The organism is Cupriavidus sp. 96C5-1 (assembly GCF_057798855.1).
The window spans coordinates 191875-209820 of sequence record NZ_JBYOJU010000006.1; the positions used below are offsets into that span (position 1 = coordinate 191875).

General features: G+C 65.9%; 13 protein-coding genes. 8 read left to right on the forward strand and 5 right to left on the reverse strand.

Annotated elements, in window-relative coordinates:
• The first annotated feature begins 48 nt into the window (after nucleotides 1–48).
• The 4 genes from AC3FOF_RS10570 to AC3FOF_RS10585 all read left to right on the forward strand — a co-directional run bounded on the left by AC3FOF_RS10570 (nucleotide 49) and on the right by AC3FOF_RS10585 (nucleotide 9079).
• The gene (locus AC3FOF_RS10570) at nucleotides 49–2955 is read left to right on the forward strand and encodes an ATP-binding protein (protein WP_488726563.1); all 2907 of its coding nucleotides are present in this window, start codon (nucleotides 49–51) and stop codon (nucleotides 2953–2955) included.
• A 375-nt stretch (nucleotides 2956–3330) separates the two neighbouring features.
• Nucleotides 3331–4734 (forward strand): efflux transporter outer membrane subunit, encoded by a 1404-nt coding sequence (locus tag AC3FOF_RS10575; protein ID WP_488726564.1) that lies wholly within the window; start codon nucleotides 3331–3333, stop codon nucleotides 4732–4734.
• Nucleotides 4731–5939 (forward strand): efflux RND transporter periplasmic adaptor subunit, encoded by a 1209-nt coding sequence (locus AC3FOF_RS10580; protein WP_488726565.1) that lies wholly within the window; start codon nucleotides 4731–4733, stop codon nucleotides 5937–5939. Before AC3FOF_RS10575 ends, AC3FOF_RS10580 begins: the two co-directional genes overlap by 4 nt.
• On the forward strand, nucleotides 5936–9079 hold the full coding sequence (locus tag AC3FOF_RS10585; protein WP_488726566.1) for an efflux RND transporter permease subunit: 3144 nt from the start codon (nucleotides 5936–5938) through the stop codon (nucleotides 9077–9079). The genes AC3FOF_RS10580 and AC3FOF_RS10585 overlap by 4 nt, the downstream gene beginning before the upstream one ends.
• A 28-nt stretch (nucleotides 9080–9107) precedes the next feature.
• Here AC3FOF_RS10585 and AC3FOF_RS10590 read toward each other — a convergent pair whose 3' ends face one another.
• The gene (locus AC3FOF_RS10590) at nucleotides 9108–9785 is read right to left on the reverse strand and encodes a response regulator transcription factor (protein WP_017226629.1); all 678 of its coding nucleotides are present in this window, start codon (nucleotides 9783–9785) and stop codon (nucleotides 9108–9110) included.
• A 153-nt stretch (nucleotides 9786–9938) separates the two neighbouring features.
• Here AC3FOF_RS10590 and AC3FOF_RS10595 point away from each other — a divergent pair, with 153 nt between their 5' ends.
• Together AC3FOF_RS10595 and AC3FOF_RS10600 are read left to right on the forward strand one after the other, a co-directional pair.
• Complete coding sequence (locus AC3FOF_RS10595) at nucleotides 9939–10622, forward strand: response regulator transcription factor (protein ID WP_017226628.1); 684 nt, start codon at nucleotides 9939–9941, stop codon at nucleotides 10620–10622.
• Entirely contained in the window at nucleotides 10609–11970 is a 1362-nt protein-coding gene (locus tag AC3FOF_RS10600) for a sensor histidine kinase (RefSeq protein ID WP_488726567.1), read from the forward strand. Before AC3FOF_RS10595 ends, AC3FOF_RS10600 begins: the two co-directional genes overlap by 14 nt.
• Before the next feature lie 112 nt (nucleotides 11971–12082).
• Here AC3FOF_RS10600 and AC3FOF_RS10605 read toward each other — a convergent pair whose 3' ends face one another.
• The 4 genes from AC3FOF_RS10605 to AC3FOF_RS10620 form a co-directional block, all read right to left on the reverse strand.
• Complete coding sequence (locus AC3FOF_RS10605; RefSeq protein ID WP_488726568.1) at nucleotides 12083–13279, reverse strand: aminotransferase class V-fold PLP-dependent enzyme; 1197 nt, start codon at nucleotides 13277–13279, stop codon at nucleotides 12083–12085.
• Between the two features lie 32 nt (nucleotides 13280–13311).
• On the reverse strand, nucleotides 13312–13803 hold the full coding sequence (locus AC3FOF_RS10610) for a RidA family protein (protein WP_488726569.1): 492 nt from the start codon (nucleotides 13801–13803) through the stop codon (nucleotides 13312–13314).
• 94 nt (nucleotides 13804–13897) lie between these two features.
• Nucleotides 13898–14818, reverse strand: coding sequence for a transcriptional regulator GcvA (gene gcvA, locus AC3FOF_RS10615; RefSeq protein WP_488726570.1), 921 nt, complete (start codon nucleotides 14816–14818; stop codon nucleotides 13898–13900).
• 50 nt (nucleotides 14819–14868) lie between these two features.
• The gene (locus AC3FOF_RS10620; RefSeq protein WP_488726571.1) at nucleotides 14869–15819 is read right to left on the reverse strand and encodes a LysR family transcriptional regulator; all 951 of its coding nucleotides are present in this window, start codon (nucleotides 15817–15819) and stop codon (nucleotides 14869–14871) included.
• Between the two features lie 148 nt (nucleotides 15820–15967).
• Between AC3FOF_RS10620 and AC3FOF_RS10625 the strand changes: the two genes are divergently transcribed.
• Together AC3FOF_RS10625 and AC3FOF_RS10630 are read left to right on the forward strand one after the other, a co-directional pair.
• A complete protein-coding gene (locus AC3FOF_RS10625; protein ID WP_017225359.1) occupies nucleotides 15968–17434 on the forward strand; it encodes a form I ribulose bisphosphate carboxylase large subunit in 1467 nt (488 codons plus the stop codon).
• Between the two features lie 56 nt (nucleotides 17435–17490).
• Nucleotides 17491–17910, forward strand: a complete 420-nt coding sequence (locus tag AC3FOF_RS10630; RefSeq protein ID WP_017225360.1) for a ribulose bisphosphate carboxylase small subunit — start codon at nucleotides 17491–17493, stop codon at nucleotides 17908–17910.
• Nucleotides 17911–17946 lie beyond the last annotated feature (36 nt).

A 17946-nucleotide genomic window follows, 5' to 3' on the forward strand; every position in this document is an offset into this window, starting at 1 on the left:
CAGCGAGGAGAATGGTCATACCGGCTTTCTCTATCTCGGGCATTCAATATGCGCCTCAAGGGACGATTCAATCCCCTCGCTGGACCTTTCGCCTCCGCCACCATTGCTCTGTTCCTGCTCATCGCCCCGGTGGTTACCTCTCAAGCGCACGACATCACGTTATCCGGCCGGATGGCCGCAAGTGCTCGTCCTTGGCTCGGCGAACCGGAGCGCCAGTGGTTGGCAGAGCGCAGGCCGCTCAAGGTTGGGGTCGTGTTCCCAGACTATCCGCCCTTGTCCATCCTGTATGCCGACCGCTACCAAGGCGTCACCGCGGACTATCTGACCCTGATCTTCGAGCAATCGCCTGAAGTACGGGCTTTCCCATCCCGGGCGGCTGCGCTGGCCGCCTTGCGCTCCGGGGCAATCGACTTGCTGGGTGCAGGCAGCGAAATAGAGAGCAAGGAAAACGGCCTGCTCCGCAGTGAATCCTACCTCCCGGACCGCCCCGTTCTAGTGACGTCCGGCACCAAGCCCTTCGAGCGCGAACGCCCGGGGACCGTGCTGGGTATGACCGTGGGCTATCTCCCTGAATCTGCAGTACACGAGGCCTATCCCTTAAGCAAGGTCCGATTGTTCGACAGCCCTCAACGGGCGCTGGAGGCGCTGACACTGGGGGAGATTGACGCGGTGCTAGGTGACGCGGTGTCGTCGCACTACTTGATACAGACGAACTACCTGCTGAGTCTACGCATCGAGAATTTCGCGCCGATCGAGAGCAAGGGCTTTCGGTTCCTTCTGCGCCCAGGAGATGAGCCGCTGCGGGATATCATTGACCGCGCGATACCCAGGATCTCCATGCGCTATGGGGAAGACATCCTGCGCAGCTGGAGCGCCGGGCGCCGTTTGAGGATCGAAGACGAACGCGTGAAACTGACGCCTGCGGAGCAGCGCTGGCTGGATGCCCACCCGCAGGTGCCTGTGGCGGTCAACTACTCACTTGGCGCGCTGGGCGAGTTGGGCCCGGATCGCGGCGTGACCGGCATTGGTCACGACTACCTGGAATTGATCAGCCAGCGTAGTGGCCTGAAGTTCTCGTACGTGGGAACGAAAAATACCGTCGAATCGAGAAGGCTGATTGCCGAGGGGCATGCGCTTTTGACGCCGGTCATGTCTCAGTCTGACCAGTTGGAGACGCAACTGGACATATTGCCGCCGTATCTGCGCAGTTCGACTGTATTGATGACGGCAACCCGTGATGGCCGTGACGACGGAAGGCGTTTCGACGGACTTTCCGATTTGAATGGGAGGACCCTCGCGACGGGTGAAGGCTACTTTTTTATCGATACGATAAAACGCGACTATCCGGAGATCCATTTAAAGGTATATCCCACATTCCTTGATGCGATGCGTTCGGTTGATTCAGGGCAGAACGAGGCGTACCTGAGCAGCGACTACACCGGCCGGTACTTGTCAGCGCAATACTTCGGCAATCGTATCCAGGTCGCCGGGATCTTGCAGGACATCTCCACGCCTATTGGCGTCGGCGTCGCGAAAAACCAGCCGGAGTTGCAAAGCATCCTGGAGAAAACGCAGTTGGCGATCACGCCGCAAGAGGTCGCGGACATCGTCCACGCCTGGGAGCCGCGCTTCGCCAGGGGCGGGAGCGACTTCTGGCGCGACCACCGGGCCAGGATCCTCCAGCTAAGCGGCGCCTTCGCTGCCCTTATCTCGATTTCGCTTATCTGGGCCTTCTACCTGAGGCGCCAAGTCCGCAGGACCCGGGAAGCGGAAGAACGGGCCGAGTCCGCCAATCAAGCCAAGAGCGTTTTCCTGTCAACGATGAGCCATGAGATCCGCACGCCGCTGAACGCGATCATCGGTCTGCAGGAGCTCGCACTAATGAAGGCCAAGCAGGGAGAGGTCGATGTCCAGTCGTTGTCCATTGCCCAGGAAGCTGCGCAAGGACTTCTCCTACTGCTGGGCAACGTGCTTGACCTTTCCCGCATCGAATCCGGCAAGATCGATTCGTCCCCCGAGCCAGTGCTGGTCAAAGCTCAGATTGAAAGGATCATTCAAGTCGTTGCGGGCATGGCTCAGCAAAAGGGCCTATCGCTGGATCTCGACATTGAAGACGATCTGGCTGAATGGGTAATGATGGATCCGCTGCATTTCAAGCAGGTACTGTTCAACCTGCTGAGCAACGCAATCAAGTTCACTGCGGCGGGCGGTGTCACGATACGTGCCATGGCCGACCGGGTGCAGGAACGACTGCACCTGAAGCTCGATGTCATCGATACGGGGATCGGCATCTCCGATGACGACAAGGCGAAGTTGTTCAGACCTTTCTCGCAAGTTGGCCAGCAGGCCTCCGCGCAGACGACGGGAAGCGGGCTCGGCCTGAATATCAGCCGGCGTTTGGTCCACAAAATGGGTGGGACCATCGACCTCCGTAGTGAGCTTGGCAAAGGGTCGTGCTTTAGCGTCGAGCTGAATTTGCCTGTCTGCGAGCCCCCGAACGCTGTCAAGGTTGAGGCGCTGCCACACCGGCAGGGCGCATCCGCTGAAGCACGTCAGCTCTCTGTACTGGTGGCGGAGGATAATCCTTTCAATCGCCAAACACTCGGCACACAGATCGAGATGATGGGTCACAAGGTTGCCATGACCGAAGACGGTCAGCAGGCCTTTGAAACATGGCTTGGCACCCACTTCGATGTCGTGATAACCGACAGGCAGATGCCGCGTCTGAGTGGTTTCGAACTGGCCCAGCGAATACGTTGGGAGGAGACTCGGAGCAAGCGCCGGCGATGCCGGATCATTGGCCTGACGGCCAGCGCCGAGGCGGAAACCGTGGAACAATGTCTGGCCGCAGGGATGGACGAAATTGTGTTCAAACCGGTCACTCTTGAAGAGCTCAAGCGCGCGCTCTCGGTCGAGAAGTCTCAAGACAGTCTCAATGACACCGCCTCGCATTGACGCGACCTGCCAGGTGCGCCGCGATCCTAGTTACCCGTGATCCAGTCTGCGAGGCGTGTGGGCGATGCGCAAGTTCGCCGGCGCCACCCCAAGCCAGTTCCGGCCCGCCGCGTGCGACCAGCGGGCCGGCCGCTCGGGCGTGCTTCATTAAATCCATTTAATCATTGCGCGACAGGGCCGACAGGAGGTGTTCGCTAAGCTCGCTTCATTCATGTTGCGAGGACTCCATTCATGTCAGGGCCGTACCGCCCGGCGCTATCGCGCTGCACGCTTCGCCTCCCGGGACCGGGAATCCCGGGAGCGGCCAGGTCACCTTCGCGCCCGCGGCGTCGGCTTCCTGCGCCGATTGCCCGCCTGGCTCCGCTCCTGGTGCCCGTGCTCGCGCTGTTCTTGCTGCCGGGGTGCTCGTTCGTGCCCACCTACCAGCGGCCCGATGTGCCGATGGCCCAGTCCTGGGCTGGCGCCGCGCAAGCGCCGCTGGCCGATACCATTCCCGTCAGGAGCGGTTGGTGGCGTGCCTACGGCGATCCGAATCTGGATACGCTGGTCGAGCGCAGCCTGAAGCACAATTTCTCGCTGGCGTCGGCGGTGGCGAGCGTGGACCAGGCGCGCGCCAATGCCGAAAGGAGTGGCGCGGCCCTGTATCCGAGCCTGTCGCTCGGCGCCAGCGTCGAGCGCGGCGGCAAGAAGAGCGGCGGTTCGAGCAGCCACGGCCAGAGCCTCTTTGCCGAGGCGAGCTACGAGATCGATTTCTGGGGCCGCAATTCGGCCAATGCGAATGCGGCGAGCCTGCTCGCGCGCGCCTCGGAATTCGATCGGGACACGGTCGCGCTGACCCTGACCGCATCGGTCACGGATACCTACTTCCAGATCCAGGGGCTGCGCCGCCGCCTTGTGCTGGCGCAAGCCATCTCCGACGCCGCCGCGCACATCCTGCAACTGCTCCTGGCCCAACGCGACGCAGGCGTCGCCACCGAACTGCAGGTGCAGCAGCAGCGCAACGCACTCGCCACGTTCCAGGCGGCAGTGCCCGTGCTGCAACAGCAGCTCGAACAAAGCACTCACCTCCTTGCGACGCTGACAGGCACGGCGCCCGAGCAGTTCGCGGCGGGCGAGGCGCCATTGAACAGCATTCCGATTCCGCAGGCGCGCCCTGATATTCCCGCCAGCCTGCTCGAGACAAGGCCCGACATCCGCTCGAAGGAGGCGGCGCTGCAATCGGCAAACTTCAGCGTCGGCGCGGCGCGCGCGGCGTTCTTTCCCAGCATCGTGCTGACGGCCGACGGCGGTTTCAGCAGTACCTCGCTGTCCCGCCTCCTGTCGAGTCCGTTCGGGACCATTGCGTCCACGCTGGCCGCTCCCATCCTCGATGGCGGCGCGTTGCGCGGCCAGTTGCATGCGAATCAGGCGGCAGTGGCAAAGGGCGTCGCCGACTATCGTCAGACGGTCGTCACGGCGTTGCAGGACGTCGAGGATGCGCTCTCGGCCGCCAGGCAGCTCCAGCTCGCCGAAACGGCGGATCAGGCCGCGGCCGACGCCGCGCGCAAGGCCGTCACGCTGGCCGAAGCGCAGTACAAGCTCGGCACGGTCGATTTCCTGACCGTGCTCGACACCGAACGCACGCTCTACCAGGCCGAAGACACGCTCGCGCAGGTCCGTCTGCAACGCCTTCAGGCATCAGTCGGGCTGTTCCGCGCGTTTGGCGGAGGCGAGGGCGTGACCGATATGCCAGCCGCGCCCGCATCCCGCGACAACCCAAGGAATCCCACTCTCTCATGAAGCAGGTAGAACATATTCCGCGTGAGCCGGAGGCTCGACGTGGGCACGGATCCAGGCGCGTCGCGGGCGTTGCGCTGCTCATCGCGCTCGCCTTGCCGGTGTGGTGGTTCTGGCCCGCGCATCCCGCGCGCACGGCCGCTGCCGCTGTGCCCGTCAACGCTGGCCAGGCAAAGCGGATCGACTTTCCGATCCGCGTGGACGCGGTCGGGACGGTGCAGCCACTCAACTCGGTCGATGTGAAAGTCCGCGTCGACGGCCAGTTGCAGCGCGTGGCCTTCACCGAAGGGCAGGACGTCAGCCAGGGGCAGGTGCTGGCACAGCTCGACCAGGGGCCGCTCACGGCGCAATTGCATCAGGCCGAAGCCGCGCAGCGCAAGGACCAGGCGAGCCTGGACAATGCGCGTCTCGATCTCGCGCGCTATGCGAAGCTGGTCGGCATCGGCGCCGCCACTTCGCAGAGCGTGGATACGGCGAAGGCGCAGGTGCAAGCGTTGACCGCTACCGTTGCAGCCGATGCCGCGACGGTGCAGAGCGACCGCCTGCAACTGGGATACACGACCCTGGCTGCGCCGTTCCGGGGACGGGTCGGCGCGCGCGAGGCGGACATCGGGGCCATCGTCCACCCGGCCGATGCGACCGGCATCGTGACCGTTACGCAGATGGAGCCGATCACCGTGCTGTTTTCCGTACCGCAAGAGCAGCTGCCGGATCTGCTGGCGAACCAGGCGAAGGCACCGCTCCCGGTGAGCGTCACCGCCCGTGCCGGCGGCGAAGCGCTCGCAAACGGCGCGCTGGTTTTCATCGACAGCCATGTCGATGCGGCCACCGGCCAGATCAAGCTGAAGGCATCGTTCACAAACCAGGATCGCAAGCTGTGGCCAGGCGAACTGGTGAACACCCATGTCCTGGTACGCACGGACAGCCAGCGCCTCGCCGTGCCGAGCCGCGCGATCGTCAATACGCAAAGCGGGCCGCAACTGTATACGGTCGCGGCGGACGGCAAGGCGCAGATGCGCGCGGTACAGACCGGCGCGAGCGTGGACGGCATGACCGAGATCCGTAGCGGCATCGCCGCCGGCGACCTCGTTGTGTTCGATGGCCAGAGCCGCCTGAATCCCGGTACGCGCGTTGCCGTCAGCATGGTCCCGGCGGCCGCCGAAGCCAGCGCGTCGCCCGCCGGGACCAGCCCTGGTATCCCGTCATGAGCCTGCTAGCGTTTTTCATCCAGAGACGGATCGCGACCAGCTTTCTCGCGATCGCGGTCCTGCTTGCCGGTGCGATGGCGTATTTCCTCCTGCCGGTGGCGCCGCTGCCCCAGGTCGATTTCCCGACCATCCAGGTGGTGGCCAAGCTGCCCGGCGCAAGCGCCGAGACGATGGCGACGTCGGTCGCAACGCCACTCGAGCGCCAGCTCTCGAACATGGCCGGGGTCACGCAGATGACCTCGTCCAGTTCACTGGGCACCACGTCGATCGCCGTCCAGTTCGATCTCTCGCGCGATATCAACGGCGCGGCGCAGGACGTACAGACGGCGATCAACGCGGCGGGGGGAACCTTGCCGAAGAACCTGCCGAATCCGCCGACCTACCAGAAGGTGAATCCCGCCGACTTCACGCTGCTGTCGCTGGCGCTGACGTCGCCATCGCTGACGCTGACGCAACTGGACAGCTACGCTGAAGACTACCTGGCACAGCAGATCTCCCAGATGCCCGGCGTCGGACTGGTCGATTTTCACGGGCAGCAGCGGCCCGCGGTACGGATTCGCCTCGATCCCGACAAGCTTGCCGCGCGCGGCCTCACGCTGGAGGACGTGCGTTCGATGGTTGGCGTGCAGACCGTCAACGCACCCAAGGGCGCGCTGAACGGACCGGACCGCTCGGTCGTGTTCAACGCGACGGACCAGATCACGACGGCGGATGGCTATCGCGATCTCGTTATCGCCTACAAGAACGGCGCACCGGTGCGCGTGCAGGATCTCGGCGTGGTGGTGGACGCCGCCGAGGACACCCAGCAGGCCGCATGGTTGCAGCACGAGCGCGCGATCATCCTCGATATCCACAAGCAGCCGGGCTATAACGTCGTCGAGACCATCGCCAGTATCAAGGCGAGGCTGCCGGCACTGGAAGCGACGCTGCCGGCCGCGGCCCACCTGCATGTGGTGGGCGACCGCACCCAGACCATCGACGCATCGGTGCACGACGTGCAGTTCACGCTGTTGCTCACGATCGCCCTCGTGGTGATGGTGATTTTCTCGTTCCTGCGCAATGCGTGGGCCACCTTTATTCCCAGCCTGACCATACCGCTGTCGCTGGTCGCCACCTTCGGTGTGATGTATCTGCTCGGCTACAGTCTCGACAATCTGTCGCTGATGGGGCTGACCATCGCCGTGGGCTTCGTCGTGGACGACGCGATCGTGGTGATCGAGAACGTGATGCGGCACATCGAGGAGGGCGTGCCGCGCATGCGCGCAGCCTTGCTCGGGGCTCGCGAAGTGCGCTTCACCATTATCTCGATGACCATCTCGCTGATCGCGGTGTTCATTCCCATCCTGCTGATGGGCGGCATCGTCGGGCGCCTGTTCCGCGAGTTCGCGGTCACGGTGAGCGCGGCCATCGTGATGTCGGCGCTGGTCTCGCTTACCGTCACGCCGATGCTGTGCGGCTGGCTGATCCGCGCGCCCGGCGAGGGTGGTGCGGGCCCCCGCAGGTTCGAGAAATGGCTCGAGCGGGCCTTCGTCGCCATGGAGAGGCATTATGAGCGCGGGCTTGACTGGGTACTGCGGCACCGGAAGACGATGCTCGCCGTCACGGTCGCGACCGTTCTTGCGACCGGGGCGCTCTTCGTATGGATTCCCAAGGGCTTTTTCCCGCAGGAAGATTCGGGGCTCATCATGGGCATGGCCCAGGCCGCGCCGGACATTTCGCCGCAAGCGATGGCGGCGCGGATGCAGCAGCTCGGGCGCATCGTCGAAGCCGATCCCGCCGTGGACAATGTGTACTTCTGGATCGGCCCCAACCCGACCGTGAGCCAGGGGCGGATGATGATCAACCTGAAGCCGTTTGGCCAGCGCGCCGACAGCGCCGCGCAGGTACTGAACCGTCTCAAGCCGCAGGTCGCGAAGGTCATGGGCATCTCGCTTTCGATGCAGGTCCGCCAGGATATCCAGGTGGGAGGCCGCATCAGTGCCGCGCAGTATCAATACACCTTGCAGGATCCCGATATCCAGGAACTGGATCATTGGGCGCAGGTCCTCACCAAGCGCTTTTCCGGCCTGCCGGAACTGGCCGACGTCAGCTCGGACCAGCAGGCGTCGGCAAGCAGCGCCACGCTCGTGATCGACCGCACCACGGCGTCGCGCTTCGGCATTACGGCGCAGGCGATCGACGACACGCTCTACGATGCGTTCGGCCAGCGGCAGATCGCGACGCTGTTCACGCAGCTGAACCAGTATCACGTGGTCGAGGAGATCGATCCCCGCTTCCAGCTGACCACGGACGCGCTCGCGCACCTGTATGTGCGCTCGCCGCTGACCAGCGAACTGGTCCCGCTCAATACGCTGGCGAGGATCGACAACACCGTGTCGCCGATCGCGGTCAACCATCAGGGACTGTTTCCCTCGGTCACGATCTCGTTCAACCTGGCGCAGGGCCAGTCGCTCGGTACCGCGGTAGCCGCTATCCACAAGGCGGAAGCCGAGGCGGGCAAGCCCGAGTCGCTGTCGGGCACGTTCCAGGGGACGGCGCAGGCCTTCCAGGCCTCGCTGCGCAGCGAGCCGTACCTGATTCTCGCGGCGCTTGTCGTGGTCTATCTGGTGCTTGGCATCCTCTATGAAAGCGCGATACATCCGCTGACGATCATTTCGACCTTGCCGTCGGCGGGCGTCGGCGCGCTCTGCGCGTTGATCCTGTGCGGACAGGATCTCTCGATCATGGGGATGATCGGCATCATCCTGCTGATCGGCATCGTGAAGAAGAATGCCATCATGATGATCGACTTTGCCCTGGTCGCGGAGCGCGAGCAGGGCCTGTCGCCGGTCGAGGCGATCCGGCAGGCCTGCCTGCTGCGCTTCCGGCCGATCATGATGACCACGCTCGCCGCGCTCTTCGGTGCCTTGCCGCTGGCGCTGGGCCATGGTGCCGGCGCGGAGCTGCGGGTGCCGCTGGGCATCGCGATCGTCGGTGGCCTGATCCTGTCGCAGATGCTGACGCTATTCACCACGCCGGTGGTGCATCTTTTCTTCGACCGGCTGGCCAGGCGCATCGAGGCGAGCCGGCGGCGGCCCGCCAGCCTGGCTGCCGCGAACGACAACGGGCGCGAGGTGCGTGGTGAAAGCGCGAGCGCCTGATGCGGCAGGCTTCCAGGAGAACGGATATCTAGTCGCCCGGGCGCAATATGTAGCCCGCGCCGACGACGGTATGGATCAGGGGTGTGGCGAAGTCGCGATCCACTTTGGCGCGCAGGCGGTGCATATGCATGTCGATGATGTTGCCGCGCGGCTCGAAGTCGTAGCTCCACGCCGCCTCGAGCAGCATGCTGCGGGTGACGACCTGCCCCGCGCGGCGCATCAGGCATTCGAGCAGCAGATACTCGCGGCGTTGCAGGCGCAGGTCCTGCCCGGCCCGGCTGGCGGTGCGTGCGCGGGTATCGAGCGACAGGTCGGCGCATTGCAGCACGTTGTTCATGCGGGTGCGATCGATGCGGCGGGCAAGCGCCTCGACGCGTGCGAGCAGTTCCGTGAAGGCATAGGGCTTGACGAGGTAGTCGTCGCAGCCGGCCTGGATCCCCTCGACACGCTGGGCAAGCCCGCCGATGGCGGAGAGCATCAGTACCGGCGTGGCGTTGCCGCCGGCGCGCAGGCGGCGCACCAGTTCCACGCCGTCGAGCGCGGGCAGCAGGCGGTCGGTGACGACGACGTCGTAGATGCCCTCGCTGGCCATCGCGAGGCCGGTGGCGCCATCCTCGGCCGTATCGACGATATGGCCGCTCTCGCCCAGGCCACGCGAGAGGAAGTGCCGGCCGCGTGCGTCGTCTTCGACTATCAGAATGCGCATGGAGGGCGGTTTTCCATCCGATACCTTAATATTGTTTCATGTTTGCGCGCAACGGCTGCCCGGCGTGGCAAGGCATGCCGCCATGCGCTTTGCATAGTGTAAAGCGAGCGGGCAGGCCGCGCCCGCGCGGGCTGTCCATTTCTGGAAACCTACATGTCGAACGTATTGGTCGTCGAGGACGACTCGCAGACACTCGAGGAAATCGTCGAGGCGCTGACTGATCACGGTTGCTCGGTCGAGACGGCACGGACCGGCCGTGACGGCCTGATGCTGGCGATCGCAAAAAGCTACGACGCGATCGTGCTCGACCGCATGCTGCCAGGCGGACTGGAGGGGCTAGGCATGCTGGCCGCGCTGCGCAGCGCCGGCGTGGTGACGCCCGTGCTGATCCTGAGTGCGCTCTCGGCGGTGGACGAACGCGTGCGTGGCCTTCGCGCCGGCGGCGACGACTATCTGACCAAGCCCTTCGAGTTCATCGAGCTGACCGCGCGCCTCGATGCGCTGATGCGCCGGCGCGAAGCGCCGCAGAGCGTGCAGGCGTATCAGGTCGGGCCGCTCAGGCTCGACCTGCTCACGCGGGAAGTGACGTGCGCGGGGCGCGCCGTGCCCCTGCTGCCGCGCGAGTACAGTCTGCTCGAGTACCTGATGCAGCACGAAGGACAGGTGGTGAGCCGCACGATGCTGTTCGAAGCCGTATGGGATTACCGCCTCGACGAGCGCACCAACGTCATCGATGTGCATATCAGCCGCCTCAGGAAGAAGATCGATCCTGCGGGCTCGATGCCGATGATCCATACCGTACGCGGTTCGGGATACCTGCTCCGTGCGCCTGCCTGATTTCTACCGCACGACCAGCTTTCGCCTCGCGACCCTGTTCCTCGCGATGTTCGGCGTGGTGGCCGCCGTACTGTTCAGCTATCTCTATGTCGAGATCACCGGCTTCGAAACCGAGCGTATCGACGACTGGCTGATGCGCGAACGCGCCTCCATTGCGCGCGTGGCGCCCGACGATCTCGCCGCCCGCTTCGAAAACCAGAATCGATACGATCCGCGCCACCAGCGCCCGTTTGGCCTCTTCGACGCAGACGGCAGGCATGTGGCGGGCGGCTATCCCGGCAATCGTCCCGCGATTCCATTCTTTGACAAGCCGTTCTCCGTGCGCCTCGAGGGGCTGCCCGGCGATCCCCCGGGGCGGTGTATCGCCGCGAGGCTCCAGGATGGCCGCGTTGCCCTGCAATGCCAGGAAACGCATGAACTCGATCACTTCGACGAGGAGTTGCTGCATGTCCTGATCACCGCCGCCGCGCTCACGCTGGTTCTCGGCCTGATCGGGGCCTGGCTGGTCGGCGCGGGATCCGTGCGGCGGCTGGACGCGGTCACCGCGTCCATCCGGGAGATCGTCGGTGGCAACCTGAGCCAGCGCCTGCCCCTGCATGCGAAGGGGGACGACATTGACCGACTGGTGCGCGTCGTGAACGGCATGCTCGATGAAATCGAGCGGCTGATGCACGAAGTCAAGGGCGTATGCGACGCCATTGCGCACGACCTGCGCACGCCGCTCACACGGCTCATGGCGGGGCTGGAGCGTGCGGAACGCCGCGCGAAGTCGGATGCCGACTACCGGCGCGCAATCGAGGACGCGATCCAGGAGGCCGGCGGCATCCTGCGCGCTTTCAACGCGCTCCTGCGCATCTCCGAGGTGGAGAGCGGCATGCGGCGGGATACCTTCGTCAAGGTCGACCTGGCGTCGGTGGTTGCCGATGTGGTCGAATTCTACGATCCGCCGGCGGAAGAGAAGGGCATCGCGCTCGAGCAGCGGCACGCCGCGCCGGGGCCTTACGAGATGCAGGGCGATCCGAGCCTGCTCTTCGAGGCGCTCGCCAACCTGGTCGAGAACGCGATCAAGTTTGCCCCCGAACATGGACAGGTCTCGGTCGCGCTGTTCCGCGACGCGAATGGTTTCGGCGTCACGATCAAGGATGACGGTCCCGGCATCGCGCCCGGGGAGCGCCAGGCCGTGCTGCGGCGATTCTACCGGGGGGAGGCGAGCCGGCACACGCCCGGCAGCGGACTCGGCCTGAGCCTCGTGCATGCGGTTGCCGGCATGCATGGCATGTCGATACGGTTCAATGACGTCCCGGCCGGCTGCGAAGTGGTGCTCTACCGGCAAGCGCAGCCGCTTTGACGACATCGCCGCGGCAGGGCGGCGCTTGTGCCCCGGGACCTGCCCATGCCGCAGCGCTGCCGGGGCAGCTTGCGCAGGCGGGCCGGCCCCGGCAGTGGCCTTGGCCAGCCGGCTATCGGGCCAGCGCGCGCAACCCGTCCAGCAGTTTTGCGGTCTCCGCCTCGGTGGTCAGGTAGCTGACCGAGGCGCGGGCGACCTGGCTCAGCCCCCGGGCGTTCATGTCGAGCGGCGTGTAGCCGGCGCCGTTGCTGCCGATCGCCACGCCCTGCGCCGCCAGGCTGCGTTGCACGGATACCGCGTCCTGTCCGGCCAGGTTGAACGCCACCAGCCCGGAGCGTTCGCGGCCCTGGTCCAGTACCGTCACGCCTGGGATCTCCGACAGTTGCGCACGCAGCGCCTGCGCGGTCTGGTCGATGCGCGCACGGATATTCTCCAGGCCGATCTCCAGCGCTTCCTGCAAGGCATTGGCCAGCCCGCAGCGCAGCGCCATCGCCGCTTCCGCCGATTCGAAGCGTGCCGCGCCGGCGCGCAGCACCGGCTCGCCGCGCGCGTCCAGCGGCGCCGAATAGGCGTCGACGAAGGCGGGCGCCAGCCGTGCCAGGAAATCCTGCCGCACATACAGCAGGCCCGTGCCTCTCGGCCCGCGCAGCGCCTTGCGGCCCGCGCCGGTCAGCACATCGCAGCCCACCTCGGCCACGTCGACGGGCAACTGGCCCACGGCCTGCGCGGCGTCGACGAAGTACGCAATGCCGTGGCGCCGCGCCACTTGCCCGATAGCCGCCGCCGGATTGATGAGTCCGCCGTTGGCCGGCAGCCAGGTCAGCGCAATCAGGCGGACGCGTTCATCGAGCATGGCTTCCAGCGCCTGCGGATCCACCGCGCCGCTGCTGTCGCAGGGGATGGCCTCGATCGACGCGCCCGCGCGCTGTGCGATCAGGCGCATGGCGGCCAGGTTGCCGCCCCATTCGTGGCGTCCGGCCAGGATGCGGTCGCCGGCGCGCCAGGCTCCCAAGGCCGCGAACGCGGCGCCCCATCCGGGCGAATTGCCGGTGGTCAGCGCGATCTCATCCGGCTGCGCATTCAGCAGGCGCGCGGCAAGGATGCGCGCGCGCTCCGGTTGTTCGCGCGCCGCCACGCCCGCTTCCATCGGCCCCTGGGTGGCCTCCCGCTGCAGATGCGCGTGGATCGCCGCCAGCGTGTCGACGGACGGCAGTGATGCGCCGGCGTGATTGAAATGTGTGGTGGTTTGCGTGCCCGGCGTGCGGGCGCGCAGCGCATCCACGGCTGCAGGGGTTAGCGGAACAGGCATGGCGGTCTCCCGTAAAGTAGCGTGCGCCGGCTTCAGGGCTGGGTGAGGGGTACCTTCAGCGCGATCACCGCTTCGACTTCCACGGCAACGCCGGTGGGCAGCGACGCCACGCCGACGGCGCTGCGCGCATGGCGGCCGGCATCGCCGAACACCTGCACCATCAGGTCCGACGCGCCGTTGGCGATGGCGCTCTGGCGATGGAATTCCGGCGTGCTGGCCACGAACACGCCCAGGCGTACCACGCGGGCCACGCGGTCCAGCCGGTCGCCCGTGGCGGCGGCAATCTGCGCCAGGACGCCCAGCGCCGCCAGGCGCGCGGCCTGCACGCCGTCATCGTCCGCGATGTTGTCGCCCAGGCGGCCGAGGTAGGCGGACTGGCCATGCTTGCGCGAGATCTGGCCGGAAATATAGAGAAGATTGCCTTCCTGCACGAAGGGCACGTAGTTGGCGGCGGGCGCGGCCGGCGCTTCCAGGGCGAGGCCGAGTTCGGCCACGCGGGCGGAGAGGGTGGTTGCCAGGGTCATGTCGGTTGCGTCTGGTATGGGTCGGGAAAGCCCCATCCTATGGACCTGCCCGCCGGGTGACAAACCAGTTTTTGCCCTGCATGCATGAGCAAGACTAATACGTGCCTTCCGGCGACTCGTGGGCGACCGTCTCGGCGAGCCAGTTCCGGAACGCCAGCGCGGCCTCGCCCGGCGCGCCGCGGGGCATGACGAGCCACCATCCGATGCGCGGATCTTCGAGTACGGCGTCGGGCAACGCCTGCACCAGGGCGCCGCTGGCCAGTTGCGGGGCGATCAGGCGGTGCCGGCCCATGGCCATGCCTTGCCCGGCCAGCGCCGCTTCCACCACGATGTTGTAGTCGTACAGGTGCACGGTTTGCGCCCGGCCCAGGTCCAGCCCGAAGCGGCGGGCCCAGGCGTCCCATTCGAACGGCTGCCTGGCATGCGAGGCCAGGAGCGCATGGCGCAGCAGGTCCTGCGGCTGGCGCGGGCGCTTGCGGCCGGCGATCAGGGCAGGGGCGCACACCACGGAAAGGCGTTCCGGCATCAGCCGTTGCGCGCGCACGCCCGGCCAGGCGCCGCGGCCGTAGCGGATCGCCACGTCCACCTCGCCGCCGGCGACGTCCGCCAGCGCGATATCGGGCCGCAGCTGCAGGTCGATGCCGGGATGGGCGGCGGAGAAGGCCGGCAGGCGCGGCGCCAGCCAGCGGGTGGCAAAGGAAGCCAGTATGCCGACCGTCAGCGTCGTGCGCGCGGCGGTGGGTGCGCGAAGCTGCTCGGTGCCCTGGCGCAGCAGCTCGAAGGCCGCATGCACCTGCGTGTAATAGGCTTGCCCGGCTTCGGTCAGCGCCACGGCGCGCGTGCGCCTCTCGAACAAGGCCACGCCCAGATCGCTTTCGAGCCGCTGGATATGGTGGCTGACGGCGCCTTGCGTCACGAACAGCTCTTGCGCCGCCTGGCTGAAACTCAGGCGCCTGGCTGCCGCTTCGAAAGCGCGCAGGGACACGAGGGGCGGCAGGGATCGCGTGGAACGCATGGGGCTTGAGCCTGGGCTTGGGGAGTGCGTAATGCTACGCCTTGTCGTGCCTAGGCCACGCGCCGGCCCGGCAGCAGCCCGGCGTACTCCCGCGCCAGGTATTCCGCCGCGTGCTCCAGCAGGAAGGCGCGGCAGACCTCGCCTGCGGGCATCAGCCGCTTGCTCGCCATGTGCGCGATATGCCAGACGCGTTCGATCGGCGTGCCGACGACATCGAGCAGCGCAATCTCCCGGGTGCGCAGTTCCAGTGACAGAGTGTGCAGTGACAACAGGCTGATGCCCATGCCTGCCATCACGGCCTGCTTGATCGTTTCGTTGCTGCCCAGGGTGATGACCCTGGCCGGCGAGAACAGGTGGTGCTTGAACATTGCCTCGGCCACCGTGCGGGTGCCGGAGCCCGGCTCGCGCAGCAGGAAGGTCTCGTGGCGCAGTTCTTGCAGATCGAAGCGTTCGGCATTGCGCAGCGGGTGCCGCGGCGAGGCCACTATCACGTGCGGATGCGCGGCGATGGGCTCGGAAACGGCGTCCAGCTCGCGCGGCGGACGGCCCATCAGCGCCAGGTCGATCGCGTTGTCCTGCAGCAGGCGCAGCAGCGTTTCGCGATTGCCCTCGGCAATGCGCACGTCCACGCCGGGATAGCGTTCCGAATAGCTGGCCAGCAACTTGGGCGCGAAATACTTCGCCGTGCTGATCAGCCCGATCGAGATCGTGCCCTGGTCGATTCCCTTGACTGCCTGCAGGCCGTCTTCCGCGTCCTTGACTTCGCCGAGGATGCGCGAGGCGTGATGCAGCAGGCGGTCGCCGGCCTCGGTCAGGGTGAGCTGGCGGCTGACGCGCTCGAACAGCGGCAGCCCGACCACGGACTCCAGCTGCTTGACCTGCATCGAGACCGCCGGCTGGGTCAGGTGCAGCGCTTCCGCCGCGCGCACGAAGCTGGCGTGCCGGGCGACGGTGACGAAGATCTGCAGTTGGCGAAGAGTGAGGGCGCGGAGGAAGGACATGGGCTGGAACGCATCACCTTAAGGGATCCCTTATATACGGGCTAAGAATATCTGAATTTACCTTATGGAGATAGCTGGATATCGTTTCCCTCAAGACGAATCCAAGCAGCGCAGCAGCCACGCAGCCAACCCACGGGAAGGAAACATCATGAACGCACCTGAGACGATCCAAGCCACCGCCAAGCCGCGCAAGCGCTACGACGCTGGCGTCATGAAGTACAAGGAAATGGGCTATTGGGACGCCGGCTACGAGCCCAAGGACACCGACTTGCTGGCGTTGTTCCGCATCACGCCGCAGTCCGGCGTGGATCCGGTCGAGGCCGCGGCCGCGGTGGCCGGCGAATCGTCCACCGCGACCTGGACGGTGGTGTGGACCGACCGGCTGACCGCGTGCGACATGTACCGGGCCAAGGCCTACCGCGTGGACCCGGTGCCCAACAATCCCGAGCAGTTCTTCTGCTACGTGGCCTATGACCTGTCCTTGTTCGAGGAAGGCTCGATCGCCAACCTGACCGCTTCCATCATCGGCAATGTGTTCAGCTTCAAGCCGATCAAGGCGGCCCGCCTGGAAGACATGCGCTTCCCCGTAGCCTATGTGAAGACCTTCGCCGGGCCGTCCACCGGCATCATCGTCGAGCGCGAACGCCTGGACAAGTTCGGCCGCCCGCTGCTGGGGGCCACCACCAAGCCCAAGCTGGGCCTGTCGGGCCGCAACTACGGCCGCGTGGTCTACGAGGGCCTCAAGGGCGGGCTGGATTTCATGAAGGACGACGAGAACATCAACTCGCAGCCCTTCATGCACTGGCGCGACCGCTTCCTGTTCGTGATGGATGCGGTCAACAAGGCGTCCGCGGCCACCGGCGAGGTCAAGGGCAGCTATCTCAACGTGACCGCCGGCACCATGGAGGAGATGTACCGGCGCGCCGAGTTCGCCAGATCGCTTGGCTCGGTGATCATCATGATCGACCTGATCGTGGGCTGGACCTGCATCCAGTCGATGAGCAACTGGTGCCGCCAGAACGACATGGTGCTGCACCTGCACCGGGCCGGCCACGGCACCTATACACGGCAGAAGAACCACGGCGTGTCGTTCCGGGTGATCGCCAAGTGGCTGCGCCTGGCCGGGGTCGACCATATGCATACGGGCACCGCGGTGGGCAAGCTCGAAGGCGATCCGCTCACCGTGCAGGGCTACTACAACGTCTGCCGCGACGCCTATACCAGGACCGACCTGACGCGCGGGCTGTTCTTCGACCAGGACTGGGCCTCGCTGCGCAAGGTGATGCCGGTGGCTTCGGGCGGCATCCATGCGGGCCAGATGCACCAGCTGCTGGACCTGTTCGGCGATGACGTGGTGCTGCAGTTCGGCGGCGGCACCATCGGCCACCCGCAAGGCATCCAGGCCGGCGCCACCGCCAATCGCGTGGCCCTGGAGGCGATGGTGCTGGCCCGCAACGAAGGGCGCGATATCGCCAACGAGGGCCCGGACATCCTGCGCGATGCGGCCAAATGGTGTTCGCCGCTGCGGGCCGCGCTCGATACCTGGGGCGATATCAGCTTCAACTACACGCCGACGGACACCTCGGATTTCGTGCCCACCGCATCGGTGGCCTGAGCGCGCGCCGTACCCGGTCCGACACCCGACATCAACGTACAAGAGAAGAGGACATCATGCGCATTACGCAAGGCACTTTTTCCTTCCTGCCCGACCTCACCGACGCGCAGATCACCAGCCAGGTCGAGTACTGCCTCGCCAAGGGCTGGGCGGTCGGCATCGAATACACCGACGACCCGCATCCGCGCAACACGTACTGGGAAATGTTCGGCCTGCCGATGTTCGACCTGCGCGATGCCGCCGGCATCCTGCAGGAGGTCAACCAGGCGCGCAAGGCCTTCCCCAGCCACTATATCCGCGTGATGGCGTTCGACGCGACGCATACCGTGGAGTCCGTGGTGATGTCCTTCATCGTCAACCGTCCCGCCGACGAACCGGGCTTTCGCCTGGTGCGGCAGGAGGAGCCGGGCCGCACGGTGCGCTACGCGATCGAGAGCTACGCGGTGCAGGCCCGCCCGGAAGGCAGCCGCTATTGAGCCGGCAACGGCTGTTCATTCGCAGTCCATCCGCCA